Source organism: Cryobacterium sp. CAN_C2 (genome assembly GCF_015751745.1).
Lineage (GTDB): Bacteria > Actinomycetota > Actinomycetes > Actinomycetales > Microbacteriaceae > Cryobacterium.
This window is the reverse complement of sequence record NZ_JADOUX010000001.1, coordinates 144,175-170,192: the sequence shown is the minus strand read 5'-3', so window position 1 is coordinate 170,192 and position 26,018 is coordinate 144,175. Positions and strand designations below refer to the sequence as shown.

General features: G+C 62.5%; 18 protein-coding genes and 5 pseudogenes. 8 read left to right on the top strand and 15 right to left on the bottom strand.

The window, feature by feature from the left end:
- The first annotated feature begins 6 nt into the window (after positions 1-6).
- Entirely contained in the window at positions 7-759 is a 753-nt protein-coding gene (locus IWX77_RS00840) for a TetR/AcrR family transcriptional regulator (protein WP_327012040.1), read from the top strand.
- A gap of 11 nt (positions 760-770) precedes the next feature.
- On the opposite strand, the gene IWX77_RS00835 is transcribed toward IWX77_RS00840, so the two are convergent.
- The 6 genes from IWX77_RS00835 to IWX77_RS00810 all read right to left on the bottom strand — a co-directional run bounded on the left by IWX77_RS00835 (position 771) and on the right by IWX77_RS00810 (position 8,619).
- On the bottom strand, positions 771-1,667 hold the full coding sequence (locus IWX77_RS00835) for a response regulator (protein WP_196842615.1): 897 nt from the start codon (positions 1,665-1,667) through the stop codon (positions 771-773).
- A gap of 4 nt (positions 1,668-1,671) precedes the next feature.
- The gene (locus IWX77_RS00830; protein WP_196842614.1) at positions 1,672-4,479 is read right to left on the bottom strand and encodes a response regulator; all 2,808 of its coding nucleotides are present in this window, start codon (positions 4,477-4,479) and stop codon (positions 1,672-1,674) included.
- A gap of 337 nt (positions 4,480-4,816) precedes the next feature.
- Entirely contained in the window at positions 4,817-5,179 is a 363-nt protein-coding gene (locus tag IWX77_RS00825) for a hypothetical protein (RefSeq protein ID WP_196842613.1), read from the bottom strand.
- Positions 5,180-5,228: 49 nt separating this feature from the next.
- A complete protein-coding gene (locus IWX77_RS00820; protein ID WP_196842612.1) occupies positions 5,229-5,597 on the bottom strand; it encodes a TFIIB-type zinc ribbon-containing protein in 369 nt (122 codons plus the stop codon).
- A 320-nt stretch (positions 5,598-5,917) separates the two neighbouring features.
- Complete coding sequence (gene katG / locus IWX77_RS00815; RefSeq protein ID WP_196842611.1) at positions 5,918-8,152, bottom strand: catalase/peroxidase HPI; 2,235 nt, start codon at positions 8,150-8,152, stop codon at positions 5,918-5,920.
- A 32-nt stretch (positions 8,153-8,184) separates the two neighbouring features.
- Positions 8,185-8,619, bottom strand: a complete 435-nt coding sequence (locus IWX77_RS00810; protein ID WP_196842610.1) for a Fur family transcriptional regulator — start codon at positions 8,617-8,619, stop codon at positions 8,185-8,187.
- A 968-nt stretch (positions 8,620-9,587) separates the two neighbouring features.
- Here IWX77_RS00810 and IWX77_RS00805 point away from each other — a divergent pair.
- Positions 9,588-11,057 carry an MFS transporter gene (locus IWX77_RS00805; protein WP_196842609.1) on the top strand — a complete coding sequence of 490 codons (1,470 nt, stop codon included), beginning with the start codon at positions 9,588-9,590 and terminating at the stop codon, positions 11,055-11,057.
- A gap of 609 nt (positions 11,058-11,666) precedes the next feature.
- On the top strand, positions 11,667-12,584 hold the full coding sequence (locus IWX77_RS00800) for a DUF808 domain-containing protein (protein WP_196842608.1): 918 nt from the start codon (positions 11,667-11,669) through the stop codon (positions 12,582-12,584).
- A gap of 164 nt (positions 12,585-12,748) precedes the next feature.
- On the opposite strand, the pseudogene IWX77_RS00795 reads toward IWX77_RS00800, so the two are convergent.
- From IWX77_RS00795 to IWX77_RS00770, 6 genes and pseudogenes are all read right to left on the bottom strand, one after another.
- Positions 12,749-13,440: pseudogene (locus tag IWX77_RS00795) on the bottom strand (aldo/keto reductase); the annotation flags it as partial.
- Positions 13,441-13,612: 172 nt separating this feature from the next.
- Positions 13,613-14,440 (bottom strand): hypothetical protein, encoded by an 828-nt coding sequence (locus tag IWX77_RS00790; protein ID WP_196842607.1) that lies wholly within the window; start codon positions 14,438-14,440, stop codon positions 13,613-13,615.
- Entirely contained in the window at positions 14,437-15,459 is a 1,023-nt protein-coding gene (locus tag IWX77_RS00785; protein WP_196842606.1) for a TerC family protein, read from the bottom strand. The genes IWX77_RS00790 and IWX77_RS00785 overlap by 4 nt, the downstream gene beginning before the upstream one ends.
- Before the next feature lie 203 nt (positions 15,460-15,662).
- Positions 15,663-17,477, bottom strand: coding sequence for a DNA/RNA helicase domain-containing protein (locus IWX77_RS00780; RefSeq protein ID WP_196842605.1), 1,815 nt, complete (start codon positions 17,475-17,477; stop codon positions 15,663-15,665).
- Positions 17,464-17,784 (bottom strand): nucleotide pyrophosphohydrolase, encoded by a 321-nt coding sequence (locus tag IWX77_RS00775; protein WP_196842604.1) that lies wholly within the window; start codon positions 17,782-17,784, stop codon positions 17,464-17,466. The genes IWX77_RS00780 and IWX77_RS00775 overlap by 14 nt, the downstream gene beginning before the upstream one ends.
- A gap of 189 nt (positions 17,785-17,973) precedes the next feature.
- Positions 17,974-18,696, bottom strand: a complete 723-nt coding sequence (locus tag IWX77_RS00770) for a hypothetical protein (protein WP_196842603.1) — start codon at positions 18,694-18,696, stop codon at positions 17,974-17,976.
- A 230-nt stretch (positions 18,697-18,926) separates the two neighbouring features.
- Here IWX77_RS00770 and IWX77_RS00765 point away from each other — a divergent pair.
- Together IWX77_RS00765 and IWX77_RS00760 are read left to right on the top strand one after the other, a co-directional pair.
- Positions 18,927-19,351 (top strand): annotated as a pseudogene (locus tag IWX77_RS00765) (DUF808 family protein).
- Between the two features lie 100 nt (positions 19,352-19,451).
- Positions 19,452-19,967 carry a hypothetical protein gene (locus tag IWX77_RS00760; protein ID WP_196842602.1) on the top strand — a complete coding sequence of 172 codons (516 nt, stop codon included), beginning with the start codon at positions 19,452-19,454 and terminating at the stop codon, positions 19,965-19,967.
- Positions 19,968-20,293: 326 nt separating this feature from the next.
- Here IWX77_RS00760 and IWX77_RS00755 read toward each other — a convergent pair whose 3' ends face one another.
- The 3 genes and pseudogenes from IWX77_RS00755 to IWX77_RS17360 form a co-directional block, all read right to left on the bottom strand.
- Positions 20,294-21,946: a GmrSD restriction endonuclease domain-containing protein gene (locus tag IWX77_RS00755; RefSeq protein WP_327012039.1), complete on the bottom strand. Its 1,653-nt coding sequence runs from the start codon at positions 21,944-21,946 to the stop codon at positions 20,294-20,296.
- A gap of 3 nt (positions 21,947-21,949) precedes the next feature.
- Positions 21,950-22,072 (bottom strand): annotated as a pseudogene (locus tag IWX77_RS17365) (hypothetical protein); the annotation flags it as partial.
- 44 nt (positions 22,073-22,116) lie between these two features.
- A pseudogene (locus tag IWX77_RS17360) lies at positions 22,117-23,226 on the bottom strand (helix-turn-helix transcriptional regulator); the annotation flags it as partial.
- A 1,260-nt stretch (positions 23,227-24,486) separates the two neighbouring features.
- Here IWX77_RS17360 and IWX77_RS00745 point away from each other — a divergent pair.
- The 3 genes and pseudogenes from IWX77_RS00745 to IWX77_RS00735 all read left to right on the top strand — a co-directional run.
- Positions 24,487-24,806 (top strand): annotated as a pseudogene (locus IWX77_RS00745) (Tn3 family transposase); the annotation flags it as partial.
- Between the two features lie 229 nt (positions 24,807-25,035).
- Positions 25,036-25,728 carry a hypothetical protein gene (locus tag IWX77_RS00740; RefSeq protein WP_196842600.1) on the top strand — a complete coding sequence of 231 codons (693 nt, stop codon included), beginning with the start codon at positions 25,036-25,038 and terminating at the stop codon, positions 25,726-25,728.
- Positions 25,729-25,763: 35 nt separating this feature from the next.
- Positions 25,764-26,012: a hypothetical protein gene (locus IWX77_RS00735; RefSeq protein WP_196842599.1), complete on the top strand. Its 249-nt coding sequence runs from the start codon at positions 25,764-25,766 to the stop codon at positions 26,010-26,012.
- The last annotated feature ends 6 nt before the right edge of the window (positions 26,013-26,018 follow it).

Genomic DNA, 26,018 nt, shown 5'->3' with positions numbered 1-26,018 from the left:
CGAGGCATGATCGCCACTCCCCCGCCACACACGACGCTTCCCATGCGCCCGCAGTCTCGTGAAGACAAGCATCACGAGACGAGCTTGCGCGTGGAGCGGAGTGCTGTCAGCCTCGTTCTGGAACACGGTTTCGACAACGTCACCGTGGACATGATCTGCAGCCGGAGCGGCATCTCGCAGCGCACCTTCTTCAACTATTTCAAGACCAAGAAGGCCGCCATCATTGGCGTCGGCCCGCCAACGATCGATGAAAGCCGCGCCCGGGCCTTCATCACCGCCCCCGGCGACGACCTGCTGCCCGACGTGCTAACCCTGATGAGCGCGATCGGCCCCCGCGACGGCATCGACGAGCACCTGTTCACCGACCGCCTGCGAATGTTTGGGCTGCATCCCCAGCTCATGCAGGAGCAGATGGAGCGGATGACCAGGGTCGCCTCCGAAATCACCGAGCTGGTCTACCTGCGCCTCGGCCGCGGTGCACGCGTACACACCGACACCGGACACACCAACGCCGGGCACGCCGAGAACGACGCAGACCGTGCGTTCCGGCACGGGCAGGCAGAGCTGCTCACACACGCCATGCTTGGCGTCGTGCGCTTTATGGTCCTGCAGTGGATTCCCGCTCGAGCGTGTCCGACCGATGCCACGCCACATGCCGAACCGAACCAAACCGACCAGGTCTTGGCTCCGACCCTGGCCGCGTCGCTCGATCGAACGGTCGAGCTGCTGCGCCGCACGCTGAGCATTCCGGGCCTGTAGACGCTGGCCGGTTATTGGTCGGAGTCCACGGGCAACCATTTCAGCAGGGCTGCCCGCAACTTTGCCAGGTGCAGCGGGCGCATGAGGTATTCGTTCATGCCGACCATGCGGGTGCGGTCGGTATCGCCGGGCACGACGCTGGCGGTCATGGCCAGAATCGGCATGCGCGTTCCCGGCACCTCGGCCGCCCGAATAGCCGATGCCAGCTCATAGCCGTTCATCTCCGACATCTGCAGGTCGGTGATCACGAGATCGTAATCGCCCGTCTTCCACCTCGCGAACGCCAGCGCGCCGTTGTCCGTGAGGTCGGCCTCGTATCCCAACAGGTTCAGTTGCCACAGGATGAGTTTCTGGTTGGTCGGGTTGTCTTCGGCCACGAGAATGCGGGTCGCACCGGGGGCGCGAGGTGTCAACCGCGCCTGCTGCGCGGGTGAGACATCCGTTCCCGCCCGGAGACGCTCGGCCGCACTGCGGTGCGACGCGATCGGCTCCAGAATCCTGCGGGTCAGCGAAAGCGCCCCGTCAGACTCGACTTTCTCGTCGGCCCGCGGCATGAGCCAGTTGATCGTGTCCTGCAGCTCCTTGTAGTGCAGCGGTTTGGTGATGTAGGCATCGCAACCGGCCGCACGCGCCCGGTCCTGATCGCGCGACATGGCCATCGCGGTCAGGGCAATCACCGGGATATCGGCGGTGATGGGGTCATTCTTCAACTCCGAGGTAGCGGCAAATCCGTCGATCCCCGGCAGCTGGACATCCATAAGAATCACGTCGGGCAATTCGACCCGAGCGAGCAGCAGGCCACTTTCGGCGTCACCGGCCCCCAGCGTTGAGTGGCCGGCCCTCCGAACGAGCAGCGTGGCGAGCTTCATATTGATGGGGTTGTCTTCAATGATCAGAATTCTCGCCATGCCATCACCCGCCCAGCTCGTCGCCGGACTTCAGGGCGCGCTTGACCTCGGCCATGAAGGCCGTTCGATTGAAGCTCTTCCTGCCGAGCACTCGAACCGGTTGACTCGGGTCGCTGTCGACCGCCGCCAGTTCCTGGATGGTGAGCTGCTTACCGGTCACGACGAGCACGGGAATATGCTCGGTTCTCTCGTCGCTCTGCAACGCCAACACGACCTGATAGCCGCTGAACCCTTCCATCATGAGGTTCAGCAGTACGAGATCTGGACGCAATCGCTGCGCCAGCTCGATAGCCTCATTCTTAGTGAAGGCACGTTCTACCGCGTAGTCCGGTCGGGTCAAAAATCGTGCGATGACATCGACGGTTTCGCGATCATCGTCGGCCACCAGAATCCGTCGGGTGCGCAGGGCATCGGGGCTGAGGCCGAGTACGTTCAGCGACTGCTGCAATGCCGCCCGGGTGATTGGCTTCTCCAGCACGGCGGCCGCGCCGTGGGTCAGGGCCAGGCACACGTCGGTGTTTCCCGCAATGATAACGATCGGAACGGCGGCGAGATCCGAGAACTCGTGCAGGCGAATGAGAAAGCCCCAGCCGTCTATTCCGGGCAAGCGAATGTCGAGGGTAATGAGGCTGAGGTGGTGATGCGGGGCAATGGCGAGGCCTCGCTCTCCACTGGTCGCGATGATGACGCGAAAACCTTCAGCTTCGAGCAGCAGTCGAAGCACTTCAGCACCTTTGGCGTCGTCTTCAATGACCAGGGCAACGTGTTTCTCCGACCGCGCCTCGTAGTCCTGTTGCGGTCGAGACTTCGCAGCCACGGCGAGGGATTCTTCAACCCGCTGGCCGGTCGTGGTCGAGTACACCTTCACATCGCGTACCGCTTCCCCCGTTTCCGGTGCGGCCGATGGTGACGGCGTGGCGGCGGCCGCATGGGGTCGAAACGGATGCGGTTTCGGCCGGTCACCAGGAGGCGCCTGAGTGCTGGGTGAACCCACCGGCACAACCAGGTCTCGATCGGTCTGAGCCGAGTTCTCCGAGCCCGGCGCCGACCAGGCGGGAGCGATCTGGTCGGTGATTCCCAAGGGAAGCCAGACAGCAAAACTCGCGCCCTCGCCCTCGGCACTGGCGACAGCGACCGTGCCGCCCTGAATTCCCACCATCTGCTTGACCGTGGCCAGACCGAGGCCGGTGCCTTCGAATCGTCGAGCCAGGGTGCTGTCAATCTGACTGAACGCCAGAAAGAGTTTCGACATGTTCTCCGACGAAATTCCCGGTCCCGTGTCATCGACGCGAATCTCGAGAAAGTCCATGATGGTGCTCTTGGGCAATGGAAAATCGTGCACGGGCCAGGAGCCGGCAATCTTTCCGACGGCGCTGCGCGGTACACGTTTGGCCATGAGAATGACCCGGCCCTGGTCCGACGTGAATTTCACGGCGTTCGACAGTAGGTTGTACACGATCTGTTTGGTCTTGCGCATGTCGAGCAGCGGCACGCCCAGGTCATCGGCACCTTCAAAACGAAGTTGAATACCGTGTGCCGCGGCGCCATCGCGCACGATCGACAGGCTCTGCTCGAGCAATGAACGCACGTCAACGGCCTCCAGCTCGATGTCCATCATTCCTGCCTCGACCTTGGACAGGTCGAGGATGTCGTTGATGAGTGCGAGCAGGTGGTGTCCACTGGTGAAGATATCGCCGATGTACTCGCGCTGGGATTCGCTCATATCGCCCATGAGACCGTCTTTGAGGGCTTCGGAGAACCCGATGATCGCATTCAAGGGCGTGCGCAATTCGTGCGACATGGTGGCCAGAAACTCGGTCTTCATTCGGCTGGCGTGTTCCAGCTCGATGTTGGTCTCTTTGAGCGCCCGCTCGAACCGCTTGCGTTCGGTGACGTCACGGGCTGACGCGAACACGCCCTGCACGACCCGATCGCGGTCGTAAAAGGTTGCTGCGTTGTAGGAGACATCCGTTTCATCACCGTTGAGCGCTCGCACCGTGAGCTCGTAGTCGCTGACCTTGTTTTCGGTGAGAGCCCGTCGAATTGCGGTATCCGCTCGAACCGGGTCGGTGAAGAAGTTGCGGCATGGAGCGCCGATGAGCTCATCCCGGGATCGCCCCGTGAGCTCGATCATCTGTTGATTGACATCGGAGATGATCCCCGTGGTGTCGGTCGTCATGAGCGCGTCGATATTTGATTCGATCAAGGAGCGCGTGTAGAACTGTTGGTCGCGCAGCCGCTGGTCCAGCACCGATTGAGCGATCTCCACTTGCTTGCGCGAGGTGTTGTCGGTGCCGATCAGCAGGTAGCCGATAATCGCCGCATCGACGTCGCGCAGGGCGGTGACCGACACGATCGCCGCGAATCGGCTGCCATCCTTGCGCACCTTGGTAAGTTCATAGATGTCCTCGATGCCGCGACTGGCCTTGTAAACGAGGGCTTCGAAGCCGGGCTTGATGGTGGTGCCGAACTCCAGGCTGAGTTGGGCGGCGCGCAGAATGATCTCTTCCGGATCATGCATCTCAACCGGCGTGAGCTTGTTCACGACCTCGTCGGCGGAGTAGCCGAGCATCCGCTGCGCCCCGACGTTGAAAATCTGAATGACGCCATGAGCATCGGTGGCGATGCTCGAGAAATTAGCGCTATTGAAGATGGCATCCTGCAGGCTCACGGTCTGCTGCAGAAGGTTCTTCTCCAGTGCAGCGTTCTGCGCGAAGGCACTGTCGCCGCCCGCAAGGCTCGCGTTGACCAGAACCGTTCCATCGTCGGGGGCGGCTGGCTGTGAGCGATTCTTGCGCCTGTGGGGTGTCATGGTCATCACGCCTTCCGAGATCTTTCGATGAGCAGCGTGCGTCACGAGCACGAAACGCTTACGGGAAGGCAGAAGAGGCACGCGGTCGGCAACTTCGCCTCGTTTGAATGCCGCGAGTCGACCGGGGGAAATTTCCCTCACGTAAATCTACATCACGAAACATCCTCCAATGGCCCCCTCTTGGGGGTGGTCAAGATTCCCCAGCGGCCAGGTGGTAGACCTCGGTAAAAAAACCGTCGTTGACGTCGTACTCCACGTTCAGGACACCATACGTATCAGTGGAGACCGTCAAACCGCCGTCCTCGTCCGAGAGGTCGACGGTGAGCTCGAAGACGGCTTATGACGCGGCGGTATCGCATGCCTCGACGAACGCGGTGACGTCAGTGGCCGACACCTCGGTTCCGGAGTCGGCGACCTTTCGCATGCTGTCGATCAGGTCGGTGGCCAGCCCGGATTCCTCAGCCAGCGCGAGCAGATCGGTCAGCCGCGCCCGGTCTTCGGCGCTGATTGTTCCATCCGTCAGGGGTGCGCAGATACGTTTGGTCAGCTCAGCACTGGCGGTCGCTGCGGCGCTGTCAGCGACGCCCTGGGCACCATCCGACACCGCGGTCTGAATCTGAGAGCAGCCGACGAGAGCGACGATTATCGGTAGAATCAGCAACGCTCGCAGACGTCGTCGGGCGGATGAAGAAGTTTTCACCGTGCGCTCATTTCTTGAATTGTCAGCACTCTGTCGTTGCTTCAATCGCTTATCCGAAGAGCTCGCCGAGCCAGTTTTCTCGCTTCTTCGGGCGGTACCCATCGCGGTTGTCGCGGTCCCGGTTGTCGCGGTCGCGGTTGTCGCGGTCGCGGTCGCGGTTGTCACGGTCGCGGTCGTCGTATCCGCGATCACCGGGCTGGGAAGAGCGCGGTTGTTGAACCGGGTATGGCTGCTGGGGAATAGCGCCGACCACAGGGGCGGCCGGCGCTGCAGCTGCGAATTCTTTCTCCGCACGGTCAATGATCTTGTCCAGCTCACCGCGGTCGAGCCAGACACCGCGACACTCCGGGCAGTAATCGATCTCAACGCCACCGCGTTCGCTCATCACCAGGGTGGCAGAATCAGTTGGACACTTCATGGAGTTCTCCTGCAGGTCGTGGTCTTCCCCAGCATACGGGTACCCACTCAGGCACTTCCTGAGTGGGTCAAGCATCCGAATTGACTGTCGACTTCAATATCGATATTTCACTGAGAGGCGCTGCCAAGTGTCACTGATTCACAGCTACTGCCGCGTTTAGCAGCTCGTGGAGCCAACGATGTTCATCGAGTACACCCCGGTCTCGTCCAGCACGAGGTGTACTTCTCATGCCGCTGCGTGGTTGCCCGCTGGCTCCTCGGCGATCGAGCGCACCTGCCCACAGCCGGTCGCGAGGAGGAAGTTCAGGCCGTAGATCGTGCCTACTTCACGTCGAAGCGGTCGAGTTCCATCACCTTGACCCATGCCGCGACGAAATCCTCCACGAACTTATTCTTCGCGTCATCGCTTGCGTACACCTCCGCAACGGCCCGCAGCTCGGAGTTCGAGCCGAAGAGCAGGTCGACCCGGGTGCCGGTGAGGGTCGGTGCGCCCGTGGTGTAGTCGCTGCCTTGGTACGCATGCTTGCCGGGATCGAGGGCCGTCCACTTTGTGCTCATGTCGAGCAACTTCACGAAGAAGTCGTTGCTCAGCACGCCAGGGTTCTCGGTGAACACGCCATGCTGTGACCCGTCGTAGTTGGTACCGAGCACGCGTAGCCCCCCAATGAGTACCGTCATCTCGGGGGCGCTCAACACGAACAGGTTCGCCTTGTCGAGGAGATGATACTCGGCCGGGAGCGACGCGAGCGGACCGTAGTAATTGCGGAATCCGTCAGCGACTGGTTCAAGCCATCCGAACGATTCTGCATCGGTTTCCTCCTCGAGGGCGTCAACGCGCCCCGGCGTGAACGGAACCTCGATGGCGACGCCGGCGTCCTGCGCCGCTTTCTCGACCGCCGCCGAGCCCGCAAGCACGATAAGGTCGGCAAGAGAGATCGGATTGACCGCTGAGGCGTTGAAGATGGCCCGGATGCGTTCGAGGGCGTTCAGTACCAACGCCAGCTGGTCGGGGTTGTTAACCTCCCAACTCTTCTGGGGTTCGAAGCGGATGCGTGCCCCGTTCGCGCCGCCGCGCTTGTCGCTGCCGCGGAAGGTGGACGCTGCGGCCCATGCGGTCGATACCAACTGAGAGACGGTCAGGCCGGAGGTGAGGATCTGCGCCTTGAGCGCGGTGATCTGCTCGGCATTGACCGGCTCGCCGGACGCCTCGGGCAGCGGGTCCTGCCAGATCAGTGCTTCCATGGGCACATCGGGGCCGAGGTAGCGCGCTTTGGGACCCATATCACGGTGGGTCAGCTTGAACCAGGCCCGGGCGAACGCGTCCGCGAACGCGTCCTGGTCATCCTTGAAGCGGCGCGAGATCGGTCCGTAGATCGGGTCGACGCGCAGAGCAATATCAGAGGTGAGCATGCGCGGCTCACGTCGCTTCGAGGCGTGGTGGGCCAGCGGCACCATGTCGGCGCCGCCACCGTCTACCGGCCGCCACTGGTGGGCGCCCGAGGGGGACTCCATCAGCTCCCATTCGTAGGCGAACAGGATATGGAAGTACTCGTTATCCCAGCGGGTCGGATGATACGTCCACGTCACCTCGAGGCCCGAGGTGATCGTGTCATCGCCCTTACCAGTGCCGAAACTGTTCTCCCAACCCAGACCCAGTTCCGCGAGGTCTGCATCTTCGGGGCTCGGGCCGACGTGGCTGTCGGGGGCCGCGCCGTGGGTTTTGCCGAAGGTGTGGCCGCCGGCGATCAGGGCCACGGTCTCTTCGTCGTTCATCGCCATGCGCTTGAACGTCTCGCGGATATCGACTGCCGAGCCGAGCGGGTCGGGTTTGCCGTTCGGTCCTTCCGGGTTGACATAGATGAGGCCCATTTGTACGGCGGCCAACGACTTCTCCAGCTCATGGTCTCCGTGGTAGCGCTCGTCGCCGAGCCAGGTGGTTTCCGGACCCCAGTAGACATCGTCGTCAGGTTCCCACGCGTCGACCCGGCCGCCACCGAAGCCGAAGGTCTTGAACCCCATCGTCTCGAGGGCGACGTTGCCGGCGAGGACCATCAGGTCGCCCCAGGAGATGTTGCGGCCGTAGGTCTGCTTGACCGGCCACAGCAGCCGGCGAGCCTTGTCGAGGCTCACATTATCGGGCCAGCTGTTCAGCGGCGCGAAGCGCTGTTGGCCAGTGCCGGCGCCCCCGCGACCGTCATGGATACGGTATGTGCCCGCGGCGTGCCACGCCATCCGAACAATGAGAGGCCCATAATGGTTGAAGTCGGCCGGCCACCATTCCTGAGAGGTCGTGAGCACCTTCTCAATACTCTTCTTGACCGCAGTCAGATCCAGGGACTCGAAGGCTTGGGCGTAGTCGAAGTCCCCGCCGAACGGATTCGCCACGGTGGGGTTCTTGGCCAGGATCTTCAGGTTGAGACGGTCCGGCCACCATCCGCTATTCGCTGAACCTCTGGTCGGATGCGGCGAGTTCTGCCCGTGGGGGACGGGGCAGGCGTCTCCGATCGGCTGGGTTGTGTCGTCGTCAGTCGTGACGACCCCGTGTTCTTCGGTCATGGGATTCCTTTCAGGGTTGCTGATCGTTGTGATCAGCAACGTTGTGAGGTCGAGCAGGTGGGGCATAAACCCCAGAAGATGACATCCGCTGTTTCGATCACGAAGCCGTGATCGTCGGACGGAGTCAAGCAGGGTGCCTCGCCGACCACGCAGTCGACGTCGGCGATGAGACCACAGGAGCGGCACACGACATGGTGATGATTGTTCTCGACGCGGGTTTCGTAGCGCGCCCGAGATCCGGCCGGCTGGATGCGCCGCAACAAGCCCACGGCTGTCAGAGTGTGCAGGGAGTCGTACACGGCCTGGTGGGACAGTTCGGGGAGTACAGCGCGCGCGGCACCGATGATCGATTCGGTGTCCGCGTGCGGATGTGTGTGCACAGCGCTCAAAACTGCCATCCTCGGACGCGTCACCCGCAGACTCGCCTCCCGAAGCAACTGTTGAACCTCCGGCGACGTAAGCACCATTCAAGTCTGCCTCGTTTTCTGGAATCAGTCAAAATTGGGTAGCAGGGGGTCTCCATGCAGATGCCGTGGATTGGGCGAGTCGGGTTCTGCTCTTGCCAGGACAGCTGTGGTCATCCCACGTTTAAGCTGGGCGGGGATGGTTGTGCCCGACGCGAAGGTTGCGGTGCTGGTCGGGTCCGTCTGGCCCTCCGGAGGGACTTGTAAGTCACGGGTTGGCCGCCGACCGCTTGGCAGGGATACACCTTCGTCTATCAAGGAGACGTCATGACGCACTATCACGGGTTCGTCTCCCGATGCCGGGTACTGCGCCCAATCGAGGAGTGTCATACGCTCAGAGGCCGTCAAACCAGCCAGAGCCCGTCAAACCATCCGCTCCTGGAATCCACGATCGGCGATCACTGTGAACACGCTGTGACCACACAGTGACCACACAGTGGCGCGGTTCCCACATCGCGACGTGCTCGTCGAGGTCGCGACCGGCAGGCAGTGGAGCCATACCGGAGTGAATTCGGTCGTGGACCGGCTAGCCCTGGGGCTCCTCACCGTCGGTATCGATAGCGACGCCGCAAGCGACTTGTTCGCGGTCCTCGCGAACCGCGAACACCGCCTCCCCCCACTGACAAGACCCCCTGGGGGTAGACAGACGCAACCGGTGGTGCTGGCCTCACCCAACCCTGACACGCAGGGCCGCACCGAGCTTGGGAGGCGCCCCTGCAGTGGTCGCCCGGAACCAGCTCGGTATTCAATCGTCAGGACAACGTGATGGCCACGCCGAGCGCCTAAAATGAAGTACCGCGAGACAACGTTCTTCGGTTGCCACCCTCGGCTAACAGCCCGATCTTTTTGTCATGTTTCACCGCCTCAATCCCGTGATCGCCAAACTCTGAGCCGAAACGATCGTCACGGTGAAAGATGCACCCGTCAACCACCGGGCCAATTCGGTGCCACCCCAACCCAAGAGAAGACTTATGCGCCTCCGCTGGCTCGCTGTAGTTGTACTGCTTTTCGCTTCCTTCATGGACCTGCTCGACACGACGATCGTCAACGTGGCTCTCCCCTCGATCGAGAAAGATCTCGGCGCCACCCCAGCACAGCTCGAGTGGATCGTGTCGGGCTACGTGCTCACCTTCGCCGTCCTCCTCACCACGGGCGGTCGACTTGGGGACATCTTCGGCCGGAAGCGACTCTTCCTGATCGGAGTAGCAGGGTTTACCCTTGCGTCGGCGTCCTGCGCGGTTGCGACGAGCGGCGACATGCTCGTGGTTTCCCGCCTGGTGCAGGGTGCCTTCGGGGCGATCATGATTCCCCAAGTGCTCTCGATCATTCAAGTGCTGTTTGCGCCGAAGGAACGCGCCGGGGCATTCGGCGCCCTCGGCGCGATCTCCGGACTCGCGGCCGTCGCTGGACCCCTCATCGGTGGGCTCCTCATCTCACAGAACGCGTTCGAGCTCGGCTGGCGGAGCGTGTTCATGATCAACGTTCCGGTGGGTATCGTCTTGTTCATCACAGCCTCACTCTGCATTCCCGAGTCTCGTGCCACGAGGCGGGTACGACTCGACGTGCTGGGCGTCGTACTGATCTCGGCGGCACTGTTCTTGCTCGTGTATGGATTGATCGAAGGCCGCGCCCTCGAATGGCCGGTCGGCATCTGGATCATGATCGGTGCCAGCCCCCTGCTACTGGCAGTATTCATCTGGTATCAGAACTGGCTTGATAAGAAGTCCGGCTCCGCCCTTGTGCCACCCTCCCTCTTCCACAGCCGCGGCTACTCGGCCGGGGTGCTCACCTCGTTCTCGTTTAGCGCCTCCATCGGAGGTTTCTTTTTGATTCTGGTGCTTTACCTGCAGATCGGGCTCGGCTTCTCCGCGATCGAGGCCGGCCTGACAACTCTGCCCTTCAGCCTCGCCGCTCTCGTCGGTAGCGGCGTCGCCGTACGTCTCGGCCCACGTCTGGGAAAAGGGCTGATCTTTCTCGGGGCAATCGCCCAGATCGGCGGTTACCTCTGGATCCAGAACATTATCGGAGCCCAGGCCAACGCCCTCGTCGGCACCGATCTGATACCGGCGATGGCCCTCGCCGGTCTCGGGCTGACCCTTCTGGTCGTGCCCCTGACAGACGTTGCCCTCGCCCAAACATCGATCGCCAACGCCGGAGCAGCGTCAGGGGTACTCGGCACCTTCCAGCAGGTTGGCGGAGCGATCGGCATAGCTGTAATCGGTGTGGTCTTCTTTGGCATCGTTGGCGTTACCTTTACGCCGACTGTTCTTCGGGATGCTTTCCTCGCGAGCATCTGGGTGCCCATCTTTGCCCTGGCACTGGCTGCACTCTCCAGCACCCTGCTCCCGAGCGTCACCCAGGTCGCAAGCCACAAAGCCGACGCAGAACGCTCCTTGGAAACGCAAGGTATACACCTGAAACAAGACTTATCGACTTCCTGACCGGCGCCCTGGAGCAGCGCCCAAGCGACCGGTCTCACGTACGCCCGCTACGCGCCCTGGAAGAACCCGGAAAACCGCACCGAGAAACAGCAGGCCACGGCCAGTGCTCCCCGGCCGTCTTTGACCCACGGTCACGTCAGGAGAGCCCGTTTCTGCATTCATTTAGTCCCGAGCGCTGCGGGACAGACGGCCTACCGGCGCGCAGCACGCACATGCACAGGACGTCACCGAGAGCCCGAGAAGCCCGGGCGAGAATGAAGCCCGCGCGGGCTTCGACGAGCGTGGTCGCGGTCCGGCGAAAGATGTGCCTGATGAACTCCCCCACCTCGATCCGAGCGTCTCTCAGCGGGTGCTCGTTGTCGTCAACGAACGTGCGGAGCAACCGAACAATATTGCTGACGCTGCCCGGTCTGCCCGTCTTTGTCGCGAAGGGATACGACGGGGCGTCGTGCCCTGTTTGGGCGAATTGACGGCGGATCGCGGCCGCCGTGAAGCTCGGCAGCGCGATGCGCCGCTTCGGGCGCTGGTCGGGGGCACCGGCCCCACGGTACTCTAGAGACCCTTGCCGTTGCCCAACACGAGGACGACGCCCCACCCGAGGAGAACCAGATGTCGGTCGGTTTACTCGCCGTAGTCGATGACATACTTACCGCCGCCCTCAAGGCGAGTGCGAAAACCGCCGGCGTCGTCATCGACGACGCGGCCGTCACCCCGCAGTATGTTCAGGGGCTCTCGCCGGCGCGCGAGCTCCACGTCGTCTGGCGCATCGCGCAGGGCAGCCTGTTCAACAAGTTCGTCATCATCATCCCGCTCGCACTACTCCTGTCCGCGTTCGCGCCGTGGGTGTTGCCGTGGTTGCTCATCCTCGGCGGCACCTATCTGTGCTTCGAAGGTGCGGAGAAAGTCACCGAATGGTTTGGCGCGCATCACAGCAGCGACGAGTCCGAAGCGCGCGATGAGGGCAAGCTCATCTTCGGCGCTATTCGCACCGACCTCATTCTCAGCACCGAGATCATGCTGATCGCGCTGGCCAGCCTCGACCCCGATTTTGGCCTCTGGAACACGCTCGGCGCGTTGGTGGTCATCGGCCTCGGCATGACAGTGCTTGTCTACGGCGCCGTCGCTCTGCTGGTCAAGATCGACGACATCGGACTGTCACTAATGAAGAACTCGGAACGACGGGTACGACGCACCGGCGCACGCATCGTGCGTTCGATGCCCACCGTGTTCCGGGTGATCGGCGTCATCGGCACGGTCGCCATGTTGTGGGTTGGCGGCCACCTCGTGATCGCGAACCTGGCCGAGACTTTCTGGCACGGCCCCTACGATGTGCTGCACGCCGTGACGCAGGCTGTCGAATCTGCCGGACCTGTCGTCGTCTGGGTCACCGACACGGCGATGTCGGCCGTGTTCGGCCTCATTCTTGGTCTGATCATCGTCGGTATCGTTTTCGGAATCTCTCGCCTTCTCGGGAGCAGATCCGAGCGAAGCGTCACGCAGGTCACCGGGTCAAACAACGTTCCATAATGGTCGGTCGCACGGTTTCCGAACGGCCGTGGGATTCTGCCGACGTGACTCGGTGACGTGACCCGCGTTTGCCGAACTCCGCATTTAGAAGGCGACCGTGCGGAAGCGTTGCGCGACCGTGCCCTCCCATACGGATAGTCGGAAACGGCAGGAGAGCTCAGGGCTCCCAGCCGCGTCGCGCCGGTGGGATCGGTGTCGCGTTGGTACTTGCCCGATAACCATCCGCCGCCCAGCGGCGACCAGGGCAAAAGCCCCAGACCCCCATCGAGGGCCGCCGGCACGATCTCGGATTCGATCTTGCGAACGAGCAGGCTGTACTGCGGCTGGAGTGTGACCGGCGCCGTGAAGCCCAAAGCCTTCGCCACGTGCACGGCTTTCGTCAGCTGCCATCCGAGAAAGTTGGAGAAGTGTAGTAGCCGATCTTGCCGCTTCGGATGGCATCGTCGAGAAAGCACAGCGTCTCCTCCAACGGCGTCACCGGTTCCCAGGCGTGCATGTGATACAGGTCGATGTGCTCCGTTCTGAGCCGCCGCAGTGAATCGTCGAGGGCCCGGTGCAGGTGCCGACGACTGGTACCCCGATCGTTGGGGCCGTCGCCCATGGCGAACCGGCCCTTGGTGGCGAGACCGATCTGCTCCCTCTCGGTCGGGTGAGAAGCCAACCACGACCCGGTCATCTCCTCCGAGGTTCCGGAACTGTAGACATCCACTGTGTCGATGAGGGTGCCGCCGGCGCCCACATACGTGTCCAGGAGCGCGTTGGCCATCTCCTCATCGGCTTCCGCCCCAAAGGTCATGGTGCCCAGTGCGTAGGTCGAAACGACTGCGCCGCTGTTGCCGAGTGTGCGATATCGCATCTGCCGGTCCTGTTCTTCTCCGAGGTGGGAGACCCGCAGGGGGACGTTCTGACAGGCACGAACATTGTCCCGCAGTCCATTATCCGCCGGCGACATGACCGCGTTGGGTGCGTGTTGTCCACGCAGAGGATTACATTTGCGGATTATGCATTCTGGCGACGTGGTTTCACGCTCAACGGCCGAGGAAATCGTCTAGCCCTGGGAGGTTAAAGTCGGATCCGAATTCGTTCACCTGCTCGCCAAGGCCCGAAACGGTTTCGCCCGCGCTGGCCGCGAACTCGTCCACTCCCCCGGTTACGCCTTCGAGGTCGATACCGCTAGCCAAGGCGTCGAAATCAACTCCGAAGTTCGCCGCCTGCTCGAGGAGGGGGCCTGCGACAGAGGTGACGACGGCTCCGCCGGCGACGGCGGCGAGAACACCACCTGCTGCGAGGCCGGCTCCCGCGGCGGCGCCGCCCAGCAGCGCTCCACGGCCGATACCCCCGCCCGAGCGTGACTCCTGGCCGTCGGCGCGGGCGAGGAGGCCTCGGAGAAATCCGGGGCGGCTGGACTCCGTTCGGGTGGCCGCCCGGGCGAGGTCATCGGCACCTGAGGTGCGGGGCACTACGTGGGCGGGGAGCTCTGCGCGCATCCGCTGTTGGATCTGATCGCGCTGGGCCGGAGTGAGTCTCTCGAATGCCTCGCGGTGCACCTGCTCGATCTGGTGCGGGTCGGCGGTTTGTAGGAGGTAGTCGTAGCGCGCGATCGCCGCCCGATCGGTGTTGTCGATCGCCCCGGATGAAGCGGATGACACGGCTGAAGCGGATCGAAGAGACTCGGTAGCGGGTCCGCCGTCGGCGCGGCCGGATTCAGCAGTGCGGCCCTCTCCGGTCAACGCATCTGCTGCATTACGAACGATCGCGCGCCAGTCGCTCTGGCCAGCGTTCGCACTCTGGTTCGACGAACCTGACTTGTCGAGAGCCTTCTGAGCGAGGCCGGTGAGTTTGGAGATTATGCTCATTTCGCGTGTTCCTTCCGGGTTGAGGGATCGATCGGCGTGGATGTTTCGATTGTTGAATGGTTTCCGCGGGTCTTGACCAGGCTCAGCACGGTGGCCACGGCGATCGTGGCGCCGATGAAGAGCAGGGAGAACGAGATCGGGATCTCGGGGACCCACAAAAGCGGCTGACCGCCGTTAATGAACGGCAGCTCGTTCACATGCAGGGCGTGGAAGACGAGCTTCACACCAATAAAGGCAAGGATGACGGCGAGGCCCTGCGCGAGGTAGACCAAGCGCTCGAGCAAACCCCCGATGAGAAAGTAGAGCTGCCGCAGCCCCATCAGCGCAAAGACGTTCGCCGTGAACACGATGTACGCCTCGCTGGTGAGCCCGTAGATGGCGGGGATGGAGTCGACCGCGAACACCAGGTCGATGAAGCCGATGGCGACGATGGTGAGGAGCATTGGGGTTACGAACCGCTTGCCGTTTATCTTCACGGTGAGCTTGTCTCCGTGATATTCGTCGGTCACCGCGAGGTGGCGGCGCACGAAGCGCATAAGCCGGTTATTGGCTGGGTCGGTTTCGTGGTTCGAGAATGCCTGCCGGTATGCCAACACGAGGAGCAGGGCGCCGAAGAGGTAGAAGATCCAAGAGAAGTTCTCGATCAGGGTCGCGCCGACGGCGATGAAGACGCCACGCAGGATGAGTGCGATGATGATGCCCACCATCAGTACCTTCTGCTGGTACGCCTTCGGCACGGCGAACGCCCCCATGACCAGCAGGAAAACGAAGAGGTTGTCGATCGAGAGCGCCTTCTCGGTGAGGTAGCCGGCGAAGTACTCGCCGCCATACGTCCAGCCCGAGACCATGCCGATGCCGACGCCAAACAGGAGCGCGAGACTGATGTAGAACGCCGACCAACGAGCCGACTCACCGATGGTGGGCTCGTGCGGCTTGCGCACGTGGGCGAAGAACTCGTAGACGAAGAAAGCGATCGTGACAGCGATCGTGATGATCCAGATCAAGAGCGTGACCTGCATGAGGGATCTCCAAAGGGGTTGGCGTGGATATGGCACCAAGGTCTCCTCCGCTCTGATCAAACAGAACCGGCGGCCCGGAATGCAACAATGCATTCGTATTGACGGGCCGACCGCAGACGGGAGTACTCCCCTTGTTATGCGCGAGCTTACAAGACATCCGCCCGATTGCTAATTCCGAACCCGGCAATTTCGGGATTCAGCCCTCATTCTCTCGTTACGTCCCGGTGAGTGGACTTTCTCTCGTTGCTCGGTAGGAACTCCCGCAGGTATGCCCGAAGTGCAGGATCGCAGGCATAGACATACGTGCCTTGGATGCCGCGGGTCAGCAGAACCGCGTAGATATTGCTGACGAAACGGAGAAGGTCGTCGTCGCTGTAGATCTTGCCCAGGCGGGAATTGTTCTCCTTGCCCTTCTTGTCGAAGTACGATCCCCGGTCAACGACTAGCCGGCCCTTGACTGCGTCGTATCGCAGGTCCTCACCGATGATGACTCCGGCATAGTTGAGGTCGTAGCCCTGCACAGTGTGGATTGACCCGACTTCCTCGAGAGACTTCGGCGAGGCAATCCAGTCGGTCGCGACGCTGTTCCACCGAAGCTGACAGCCGTCGATCTCGATGTCATACGCGGTCTTGTCGTTCTTGGTCTTCCACTCCCACGCGTAGCCGGCGACCAAACGTGAGAGCCCACTTTCGGCATCCTTGCGCCGGATCTCATCACGCATCTCGGCGACGCTATCGAACATGCGTAGATCGTAGCTATCGAACCATTCGCGAGTCAGTGGTTGCGGCACCCCGGAGGTGGATGCGGTCCCCAGGACACGTCGGACGTAATCGACGTAGTCCGAACCAGCCTTCACCCGCATTTGCGACAGCAGCGGATAGTGGCGTTTTGCGCGTCGCGCATCGCTTACGAGTGCGGCGAGCAGTTCGGGAGGTACGTCGGCGGGCCGGATGCTCTGCGCCGCGTCGAGCAGAAAGATCTGGTGATCACTCTTCGCGCGGACCCAATCGAGCTGGGTCTTGCCCCCATCGTCCCAGCCGAAGAGTTTCTCGGTGATGTCACGGAATTTCTTGTTCTGCATGCCTGAGGGCTGGTTGGCACGTTGGTTGAGACGGTGGGCTTCGTCAACGATCAGCAGGTCGAAGTGCTCGTCCGAGAGCCCCACCTCGAACGGAGTCAGGACCATCTCGGGGCTCAACCCGGGGGTCTTCCGGAACACCTTTTTGATGGACTCTCGCAACGACTGCTGGGGGATGACGAACCCGATGCGCTTACCAGCGAGCAGTTTCCGATAGCCATCGACGAAGAACTCGGAGAACAGGGAGTCGCTGTCGAGATCCTCTGCGGGTGTCGTCTTCGCGATATCCATCAGCAGCTTGAGCAGGTAGATCGCGACGACGGTCTTGCCCGTTCCCGGGTCACCCTGGATGACGATGGTGCTGCTGGCGCCGGCCTCAAAATCCTGAAAGAGTCCCTCGAGGATGTCCTCAACGGCGACAGCTTGATCCTGGCTCAGCGCCTTGAACGGAGAGAGCTTGAAGAGGTCGCTGTTCTCGATCTCGGGAATGCTTCGTGTGAAGACTCCGTCAAGCCTGAGCTGGTCGAACACCTCACGGAAAGTCTCCTGGTAGAGATCGCGGTCGTAGTAGTCGGCCTCTGTGATTCCGTCGTTCCGATTCAGGACCCGGTACGTGCCGTCACCGGCAAGCATCCGGATGAGGTAGGACTCGAGGTCGAGGCAGACGGATTTATTGAATCTCTCGTCGACAATGACCCGGATTGTGCGGAGGTGTTTCTTCTCGGGGGAATCGAAATGCTGCCGCATTCGTGCTGCTGCGTTCAGCGACTCCCCGACGTAGACGTCGTCGAGACTGACACCACGCGCCGCTTGGCGCCCGGCCTTCGCATTGTCCAAGACGTACACAACCGGCCAGTTCGTGTTGCGATGGTCGCGAGGCGCCCAGGTCGTGACGGCTTCCCTGGTGAAGTCGACCCGTTTGATTTCAGAGGGAGTCATACTTCGTACTTCGCCCCCGCGCTTTGTCGACCGGATACTTCTCCCCCGTTACCGCGAGCTTGTCGCGCACGATCTGGTCGGGGTCCACGCCGATGCGATCAGCCAGCAAGAAGCAGTAGGTGAGCACATCGGCCAGTTCTCCCCGCACTCGATCGGTGTCGGCATCCGCTCCCCACTGGAAACACTCCAGCAACTCCCCCGCTTCAATGGCGATGCTCTTCGAGAGATTCTCGGGGGTATGAAACTGCGCCCAGTCCCGCTCTGCCATGAAAGCCGCAATCTCATCGCGGACAGAAGTATCGCTCATACCGTCAACGTATCAGCGGAGCGTTCCGTGCCCGACACACGAACGAGCGATGAGGGCGCGATGTGCATTTTTTCCCGCCTTGATCTTGCCCATCCCGCGGATGTTCCGGGTACCGTCCATCCTGCTTCGAACTTGCGACCAGCTCGTCAACGGGTGCGGCTGCGGGCGTCCTGGCCGGCGGCCGTTCCGTCAGAGAGTGTTCTCCGAGAGGCCATCTGAGGGTGTTTCTGCCGCCAACCGGGCTGCGAACTCATCCATACCCCTGGCGATGTTTTCTTGGCGCGAATCGTCATCTTCGGGGTCTTGTGGGGCGTCGTACGGCCAGGACAGATACACGTTGGGGTCGATGATGAGGAACGCGGAAAGTGAACTGCGCGGGATCGCTTCATAGTCGCGCACCTGATCTTCGGAGTCGTCCATGCTCATCCACGCGATGCCCGTGTTTTTCGGCAGGACAACCCAGCCTTGACCGCGGAACACATCGGCAAGGTCTGGTGGCACGCTGGCATGCACTTGAGCGAAACCGCGGTTGGTGAGGGCCGGCGTGAGAGTGTTGAGAAGCGCCTTGCACACCTCCTCGGAGCCGCTGGCGATCAGTAGCTCGATGACTGCGGTGCCGTGGTCGCTGACTATCGCATCGTCAATATCGTCGTCGGTGGAGTCTTCGTTGAGCTGATTCTCGTCAACGTAGCTGTCCGGTTCGGTGACGATAGCGCCCAGAAGCGGGCCGTCTTCGGTTTCGGCGACCAAAGCGAAGGCCTCAGACTCGACTTGCATTTCAATGGTGTCATCGAAATAGACCTCAGGCGCGTCATCGACTGCGGCCTGCGGGAACTCCGTGAGTAACGCGACGAAGGCCGCCCGATGCTTTTTGTTGAGGCGTCGGACTCGGAAGCTCGGTTGCTCGCTCATGCGTGAGCCTCTCGACGATGTACTCCGTGATGTAACGCTCCGAAACCGGAGCACTCGAAACCATTATCCCCGTATGACGCTGGCCCACCGCTCCACGTCACTGCGCTCATCGTCAACGTGGCCGCTACGACTGCGCCGCTGTTGAATCGCACTGGGCAGCCTGGTCAACAAGTTCGTCATCATCATTCCGATCACTCTGCTCCTGACCGCATTCGCGCCCTGGGTTGACAGTGCTCGTGTACGGCGCGGTCGCATTGCTGGTCAAGATCGACGATGTCGGACTGGCGTTGATGAAGAACCCGCACGACGGATGCGACGCACAGGTGCGCGCATTGTGCGCTCAATGCCGGCCGTGTTCCGGGTAATCGGCATTATCGGAACAGTCGCCATGTTGTGGGTCGGTGGCCACTTGGTGATCATCAACCTGGCCGACACGTTCTGGCACGGCCTTTGCGATGTGCTGAACGCCGTGATGAAGGCGATCGAATCTGCCGGTCCCGTGGTCGTCTGGGTCAGTGACACCGCGCTGTCGGCCGTGTTCGGGCTCATTCTGGGTCTGATCGTTGTCGCGATCATTTCCGGAATCTCCCGCCTTCTCCGGAGCGAATCCGAGCGTAGCGTCAGGGCAGTCCCCGGGCCATACAACCTTCCGTAGCGGTCGGTGCGCGCAGCCAATTTTGGTCCCTAGTCGGTGTCACTCGAGAGCGCTTCACTGAGCGCACAACGTAAGCAGCAACGCCTAGAGGAGGCGCACGATGGACACTCCGACGTACCTCGGAACCGATATCGCAGGGCTGATGCACGCCAGCCGCGCGGAGGCCAGGCGCATCATGGATGCGAACAAGGGCGATGTGGTCAGCAACCACAAAGCGATCCCGAACCGGTTGGAAACGGGCGGCCTGATCACCGATGAAGAACCGCAAACGCTTTTGGAGTTGTACAAAATCGGTTACGAGGCAGGCGAGCCAAAAGCCGATGCCCAGCGGGCGTACTTCCAGTCGCGGGACATATACAGCAAACTGGCCGCAAGCGGCAAAGCCAGCCCTGTCGCGCTGGTCGTGGCGTCCGCAGCAGTCGGATCGTTCGAGATCTCGGAGAATCCCGAAGGATCGACGACGGTCACGATCGCTCGAGTGAACTACGGTTCCAGCCTCGCGGGCATCGGAGCCGGTATCGGATCGCTTCTGGGCATGCCCGCTGGCGGCGTCCTCGGTGGAGCGATTGGCGGCCTCCTCGGCGGAATAGTGGACGACAAGAAAGACAAAAAGTAGCGGGCACCGATTCGTCGCGACGTCGTGACACTCGACGCCTCGCGGATGTCAGCCAATAGTTCTCTGCCATGTGCGCCAGCAGAGCGGTCCTCGTCTTAATCGGAGGCGCCCACTCGCAAGCGATAGCGATTTTTCCGGCGTTGCCCTCGTTTGGTGCGGTTCGGGCCAGCATTAGAACAACTTTGTACCGTTTGATGAAACTACCAGGTTGCTGCCTGCGACAGCGTCAGCCGCGGCCTTCTGAGCGGCCGCGGCTTCGCGTGCCACTGCGGCCGGCTCGAGAGACGTGAAGGATTGTTAGGGCCTGCGCGGTGATCCGCCGATCATCAGGTGTCGCAGCCAATGCCATCCCCATCGCGGTCAAACTTGGTCTGGAAGCCCGGCGATCCCGCGGAGAGCGGTGCCGCTCCCACAGCGCGCACAGCGTCGCAGTTCTCGTAGTAGACCTCGACTGGTGCAGGTGCCGGGGCAGGTGCTGGTGCTGGTGCCGGAGCTGGTTCAGGGGTTACGACGACAGGGGCCGGAGCTGGCGCCGGAGGGGCAACAACAACCGGAGCCGGTGCAGGCGTGAACGAGGACGTCAGCGCCATTTCACCCGCGCAGGCACCGAGGATGCGGGTCATAACGTCGTGCTCAGCCTGAGTGACCCACAGACCATAAGTTGCTTTGACGGACACCTGACGAGCAACATAGCCGCAGCGGATCGCCTTATTCGACGGCAACCAGGTTGCGGTGTCGCCGTCGCCCTTTTGAGCGTTGGACCGACCATCGACGGCGAGGAGGTTGAGGGGATCGTTTGCCAGAGAAATACGTTGAGCTTGAGTGAGCTGCTGAGCACCCGTCTGCCACGCATTCGACAGAGCCACCACGTGGTCGATCTGCACGAGAGCTGACGTAACCTGACCTCGCACGAAGGCGATCGACGTGGCCGTGTACGGCGAGACGAGGTAACCGGTCATCACCCGGCAGGTTCCCGACTTCGTGATAGGGCTCAGGTCCCGGGCAAGGATGTCGTTGCGGGTGTCGCATCCGTTTCGGTCCACGTCGATCCAGGCGGAGCCGAACATGCCGGTGCGCTCGTAGCCGGTCTTGGCCGCCTTGCCCTTCACGGGGATGGTCGCGAGGAGCGAGAGCGCTGTCGTGTCGGTGGAGCTGGAGTCAGCGGTTACGACTGATGCGGCTTCATTCGGAGCGGAGACTGTCGAGGGGTCAACCGGTGCTTCTTCAGAGAATTCCGTTCCAGGTGTTGTTGTCGGGATGGGGGTTGGGCTTGGGGTTGCACTCGGTGTCGCGCCTGCCGTGGGTTGCTCGGCGACAGCAGTTTTAACTGCACCTGGCGCCGCAGCAGCGACCCCACCGGAGATGAAGAGGGCAAGGCTGGCAGTCAGCGCGATCGCAGTTGTCTTGCGGGCTGATACAGATGCCCACGGTCGGCGACCAGAGATCGCGTACACGCCCGTCACCAGGGCAGCCATTCCGAGAATGACGAGAACTGCGGGGAATCCACCGACGATTGCGTACATCAGAGCGAAGAAGGCGACCATGCCGCCGAGGATCCAGATGCTGAAGGTCGGCTTGGACCACTTCGTTTTGGCGGTGAATGGCGTGCCGATAGGAGCCTTCGTCGGCTCCGGTTTTTGCCTGCCAAATTTCATCATCTGATCCCCCAGTTTCAACGCGCTCAACGAGAGTGCAGACATGCCTATTAGAAACTTACCGGAGGCAAAGATTGGTCGGACACCGGGCGCACACCCCAGAACGGGGAGTCCAGACCAGCTACACAGCGATCGGTATGAAGCCCCGCAGATAGGCCGAAATGCTGGATCGCACACGTATACGTAGGTCCCCCGGAGGCCATGAGTCAGCAGAACCACGTAGATGTTCGTGATACGGCATTGGAGCTCGTCGTCTGTGTATTTCTTGCCGGCGTAATTGACGTCATACCCCTGAACGGTGTGGATCGAGCCCACTTCGTCCACGGATTTCGTTGAGGCAGTCCAGTCGGTCTGCGTGCTTTTCCACCGGAGCCGACAGCCTTCCAGCTCAATGTCAAAGGCGGTCTTGTCGGTCTTGGTTTTCCAGGACCACGAGTATCCGGCGAGCAAGCGGGATAGGCCGACATCGGCATCCCTGCGAGAGCGATCTCCCCCAGCCTCTGGTGCGCGAGCGCCCGCAGCACCAGGATCTCGATGACGCTAGCCGTCCTCTTTCCTTCTTCCGCGGCCAGCAGGAGTCGCTCTAAAAGTCGGCTAGCCGCAGGCAGGGAGCGCTCCGCACTCTCGCCCCGGTGCCGCGCCAAGAGCGCCTTGGCCAGGGTGTCGTGCTCGAACTCCCGCAGGTAGCTGAGCTCGTCACCAACGAACAGGCCCTGCTCATGCGCCCAGGCGAAAGCGTCATCCACCTTCCCCTGCTTGATCCTCGCCCGCGCCCTCAGCGCTGGAACCGGCCGCACATTCGGGAAAGAGTCTCCGACATACGCCCGCTCCGCCTCGTCGAGCAGGCCGAGCGCACCACCCAGATCTCCTTCGGCCTCCTGGATGCGAGACATCGCCACCCGCCAGCGATATCGGTTCTGCGGCAACCCGTGATGTTCGCCCAGCTCCTCGCTTCGCAGCAAGAGCTGCCTGGCGATGGGCAGGTCGTTCCGCTCGCGGTGGATCGCACTCATCCCCACGTACATGTCCGCTGTTCCCCGCGGAACCAGCCCGCCCTGCTCAGGGGCAAGCTGCAGGGCCTGCTCATAGATGCGGATCGCGTCGCCGAGACGTCCCTGAACAATCCGGATGTCCGCCAACGCGACCGCGCAACCAAGGACGTCGGAGATGTGCCCGGCCTTCTGCAGACGTGCCGTGCAATCGGCATACGCCTCATACGCAGCCTCGAGATCCCCGCTCGCCCAGGACGCGAGTCGCATCAGCGCAGCAGCCGCTCCATGCCCGAAAAGATCGTCCTCATCGAGGAGGTTGAGAGCCCGCTGGGCGTAGGTCACTGTCGTGGAGGCATCGCCGAGCGCCATGGCCTGTCCCGCCCGGTAGACGGCGACCCACCCCGGAAGACGGCGAAACTCCTCTTCGTCCACCACGACCGCCTGGGCCGAGCGCACTTCCGGGCCCGCGCGGCTGTCCGCGGCCGCATCCACCCACCGCTCTGCGTCCCGCAGGCGCGCCTCGACACCTTCGATCTCATTGGTGGCCAGAAGCGCCCCAACATAGCTGATGCTGAGCACGGCGCGGTCGTGAAAGAGATCTTCGGGAAGCATCTCGAGCCAGCCACGCAGTGTGGCCTCCCGTCGGTCCCGGCGCATAGTCGGCACCGCCCGCTCGACGAGGCCCGCCGCACGCTCGAAATCCCCTCCGGCCAAAGCGTGATCGATGGCCACAGCCGGTTCGCCGTTGTGCTGATACCACGCGCTGGCCCGTCGGTGCAGGTCCGGCACCTGGTCGGGCTCCTCGTCCAGAAGACGCGCGCGCAGCACGTCGGCAAAGAGATGGTGATAGCGATACCACCGGCGGCGGTCGTCGAGCGGGACCAGGAACAGGTTCCCTCGATCCAGCGCCTCCAGCATGGCCTTGCCTCCACCCTGCCCGGTGACGGCGTCGCACACCGGACCGCTCAACCGGCCCAGGATAGAGGTCTGCAGCAGGAAGGTCCGGACACGGTCAGACTGACGCTGCAGCACCTCCTCGACCAAGTAGTCAACAACGTAACGATCATCCCCCGCGAAGCCGGCAATGAAGCCTTCGATGTCGTCTCGCCCCTGCATCGAGAGCGCCGCCAACTGGAGCGCCGCGATCCAACCCTCGGTGCGCGCCTCGAGCGCGGCCACGTCCCGCGCCGTCAGCTGCAGGCCCATCATCTCGTTGAGGTAGGCCGCGGCCTCATCAGCGGTGAAGCGCAGCTCGGCCGCGCGAGTCTCGACCAACTCGCCGCGCACTCGCAACCGGGCCAGCGGCAACGCGGGATCGGCCCGGCTGGCGATCACGATGTGCAGCCCCGGAGGCAGATGGTCGAGCAGAAACGCCATCCCGTCCTGCACGTCGCGCGCGTCGATGACGTGGGAGTCATCAAGCACCAGCACGATGTCCCTCGAGACAGCGCCCAAGTCCTGGAGCAGCGTGGTGAGCATTGTTTCGATAGGAGGCGCTCGGCGCGACTGGAGGAGTGCCAGCGCGCTCCCGCCGACCCCGCCTGCCATCTTCTGCAGCGCGGCGATCACATAGATCCAGAAAGTTGCGGGATCGTTGTCGGCCCGGGCGAGCGACAGCCACGCGACCAACCGCTCGTCGGCCGGCGCTGCTGATCCTGCCGCAAGCCATTCGGCCAGCAGCGTCGTCTTGCCGAAGCCAGCCGGTGCCGAGACGAGCATCAGCTTCGACGCGGTTCCGCGGTCCATCCGCTCGATCAGTCGGGGACGGGGCACCAGGCCAAGTCTCGACCTCGGGACGTCGAGCTTCGTCTCCAGCAGGGCGGTTGGCACGAGACCACCTCCAAGTGCGAAAGCATCAGGCGAGGATTCCACCGCATGGCCGCGTCGATCAATACAGGCCCCGTAGCGCCTCGCTGATGCTCCGGAAAACTCGGAACGTATACCCGGCAGAACGGACTCGCGCGGGCACTCCGGGAACTCGGCCGCCTCCAACGCACCAGGTTTGGCTCCAGAGCCCGGATCTGCGCCGTCGCACCACCGCGGGCCTGAACAAAGGCGAAGTCCGCAACGCCCTCGCCCGCGCCGTCTTCTTCAACCGGCTCGGCGAGATCCGCGACCGCTCCTTCGAGCAGGAGCGCTACCGCACCTCTCCCCCGCTCGGCTGGGAACACATCAACGTCACCGGTAACCACAAGAGCACTCTGCACAGCCACCCCGGACACATCTTCGGCAAGCTCGACGTCTACAGCATGCGGCAGCCGCGCGGCGGGCCGAGTCACCTGGCCTGATCTAGAAGCCAGGCCTGGCACAATCACCACATTTATCACCACACAGGGTGATGCCGAGTCACCACCTGCCTCCGTAGATTCGGGTCATCGTCAGGCTTCCGCCTGGGGAACCCAGAAAATCAGGAGCGCAACCATGAGCATCACGACGACCACTCTTACCCGCGCGGCCGGCATCGCCGCCGCACTATCCGGGCTGATCTACATCGGCATCCAGTTCATCCATCCCGCCGACCAGGTCGCCTCCCTCACCACCCAAAACTGGGTGACCGTGCACAGCCTCAGCCTCGGCATGGCCGTGCTCGGCCTGATCGGCCTGACCGGCATCTACCTTCGCCAAGTGAGACAAGTCGGCCTCCTCGGTCTGATCGCCTACGCGATGTTCGGGCTCTTCTTCATCCTCCAATCGGCTTTCGTCTTCGCCGAAGCGTTCATCGCGCCCCTGGTCGCGGCAGACGCACCGAAGTTCGCCGTGTCCTTCGTCGGCCTATTCGGCCGAAGCGCGGCCGTGACCGATCTCGGCCCCCTCGCCGCGCTGCCCCTGGTCGGCGGCCTGCTCTACATCGGCGGCGCCCTGCTGTTCGGTATTGCCATCGTCCGCGCCCGCGTTCTATCGCGCGGAGCCGGCATCCTGCTGATCGTCGCGGCCGCGGTGACGCCGGTTGCGGGAGCGCTCCTTCCGCACACGCTCGAACGGATGGCCGCCATCCCCATGGGCCTCGCCCTGATCTGGCTCGGCTACTCCCTCTGGTCAGACCAGCGCACAGTGGGAGCACAGACACTGTCAGACGGGCACGGCTCTCGCCTCGACCGCACGACGGCGGTCTGAGCCAACGAGTCCCGTGCAACAAGAAAGGAAGAACGATGAGTGAACTCAAGCGGTACGAGATCCGCCTCCTGGGGCAGCTGGACGAAAGGTGGAGCGACTGGTTCGAGGGCTTCACCCTGACCTGCGAGCGGGATGGAACGACCACCCTTACCGGCCAGATCATCGATCAGGCGGCGCTGCACGGGCTGTTGAGACGTGTCGGCAACCTGGGCGTGACGCTGATCGCGGTCAACGTGCTCACCGGCAGCCTGAGTCCCACGCTTCCAGGCAAACCCGAACTTTGAAAAGAA

Excerpts from the sequence above, each read along its gene's own strand:
- IWX77_RS00840 (WP_327012040.1), top strand. The coding sequence starts at position 7 with ATGATCGCCACTCCCCCGCCACACACGACGCTTCCCATGCGCCCGCAG.
- IWX77_RS00835 (WP_196842615.1), bottom strand. The coding sequence starts at position 1,667 with ATGGCGAGAATTCTGATCATTGAAGACAACCCCATCAATATGAAGCTC.
- IWX77_RS00830 (WP_196842614.1), bottom strand. The coding sequence starts at position 4,479 with ATGACACCCCACAGGCGCAAGAATCGCTCACAGCCAGCCGCCCCCGAC.
- IWX77_RS00820 (WP_196842612.1), bottom strand. The coding sequence starts at position 5,597 with ATGAAGTGTCCAACTGATTCTGCCACCCTGGTGATGAGCGAACGCGGT.
- katG (WP_196842611.1), bottom strand. The coding sequence starts at position 8,152 with ATGACCGAAGAACACGGGGTCGTCACGACTGACGACGACACAACCCAG.
- IWX77_RS00810 (WP_196842610.1), bottom strand. The coding sequence starts at position 8,619 with ATGGTGCTTACGTCGCCGGAGGTTCAACAGTTGCTTCGGGAGGCGAGT.
- IWX77_RS00805 (WP_196842609.1), top strand. The coding sequence starts at position 9,588 with ATGCGCCTCCGCTGGCTCGCTGTAGTTGTACTGCTTTTCGCTTCCTTC.
- IWX77_RS00800 (WP_196842608.1), top strand. The coding sequence starts at position 11,667 with ATGTCGGTCGGTTTACTCGCCGTAGTCGATGACATACTTACCGCCGCC.
- IWX77_RS00790 (WP_196842607.1), bottom strand. The coding sequence starts at position 14,440 with ATGAGCATAATCTCCAAACTCACCGGCCTCGCTCAGAAGGCTCTCGAC.
- IWX77_RS00785 (WP_196842606.1), bottom strand. The coding sequence starts at position 15,459 with ATGCAGGTCACGCTCTTGATCTGGATCATCACGATCGCTGTCACGATC.
- IWX77_RS00780 (WP_196842605.1), bottom strand. The coding sequence starts at position 17,477 with ATGACTCCCTCTGAAATCAAACGGGTCGACTTCACCAGGGAAGCCGTC.
- IWX77_RS00775 (WP_196842604.1), bottom strand. The coding sequence starts at position 17,784 with ATGAGCGATACTTCTGTCCGCGATGAGATTGCGGCTTTCATGGCAGAG.
- IWX77_RS00770 (WP_196842603.1), bottom strand. The coding sequence starts at position 18,696 with ATGAGCGAGCAACCGAGCTTCCGAGTCCGACGCCTCAACAAAAAGCAT.
- IWX77_RS00760 (WP_196842602.1), top strand. The coding sequence starts at position 19,452 with ATGGACACTCCGACGTACCTCGGAACCGATATCGCAGGGCTGATGCAC.
- IWX77_RS00740 (WP_196842600.1), top strand. The coding sequence starts at position 25,036 with ATGAGCATCACGACGACCACTCTTACCCGCGCGGCCGGCATCGCCGCC.
- IWX77_RS00735 (WP_196842599.1), top strand. The coding sequence starts at position 25,764 with ATGAGTGAACTCAAGCGGTACGAGATCCGCCTCCTGGGGCAGCTGGAC.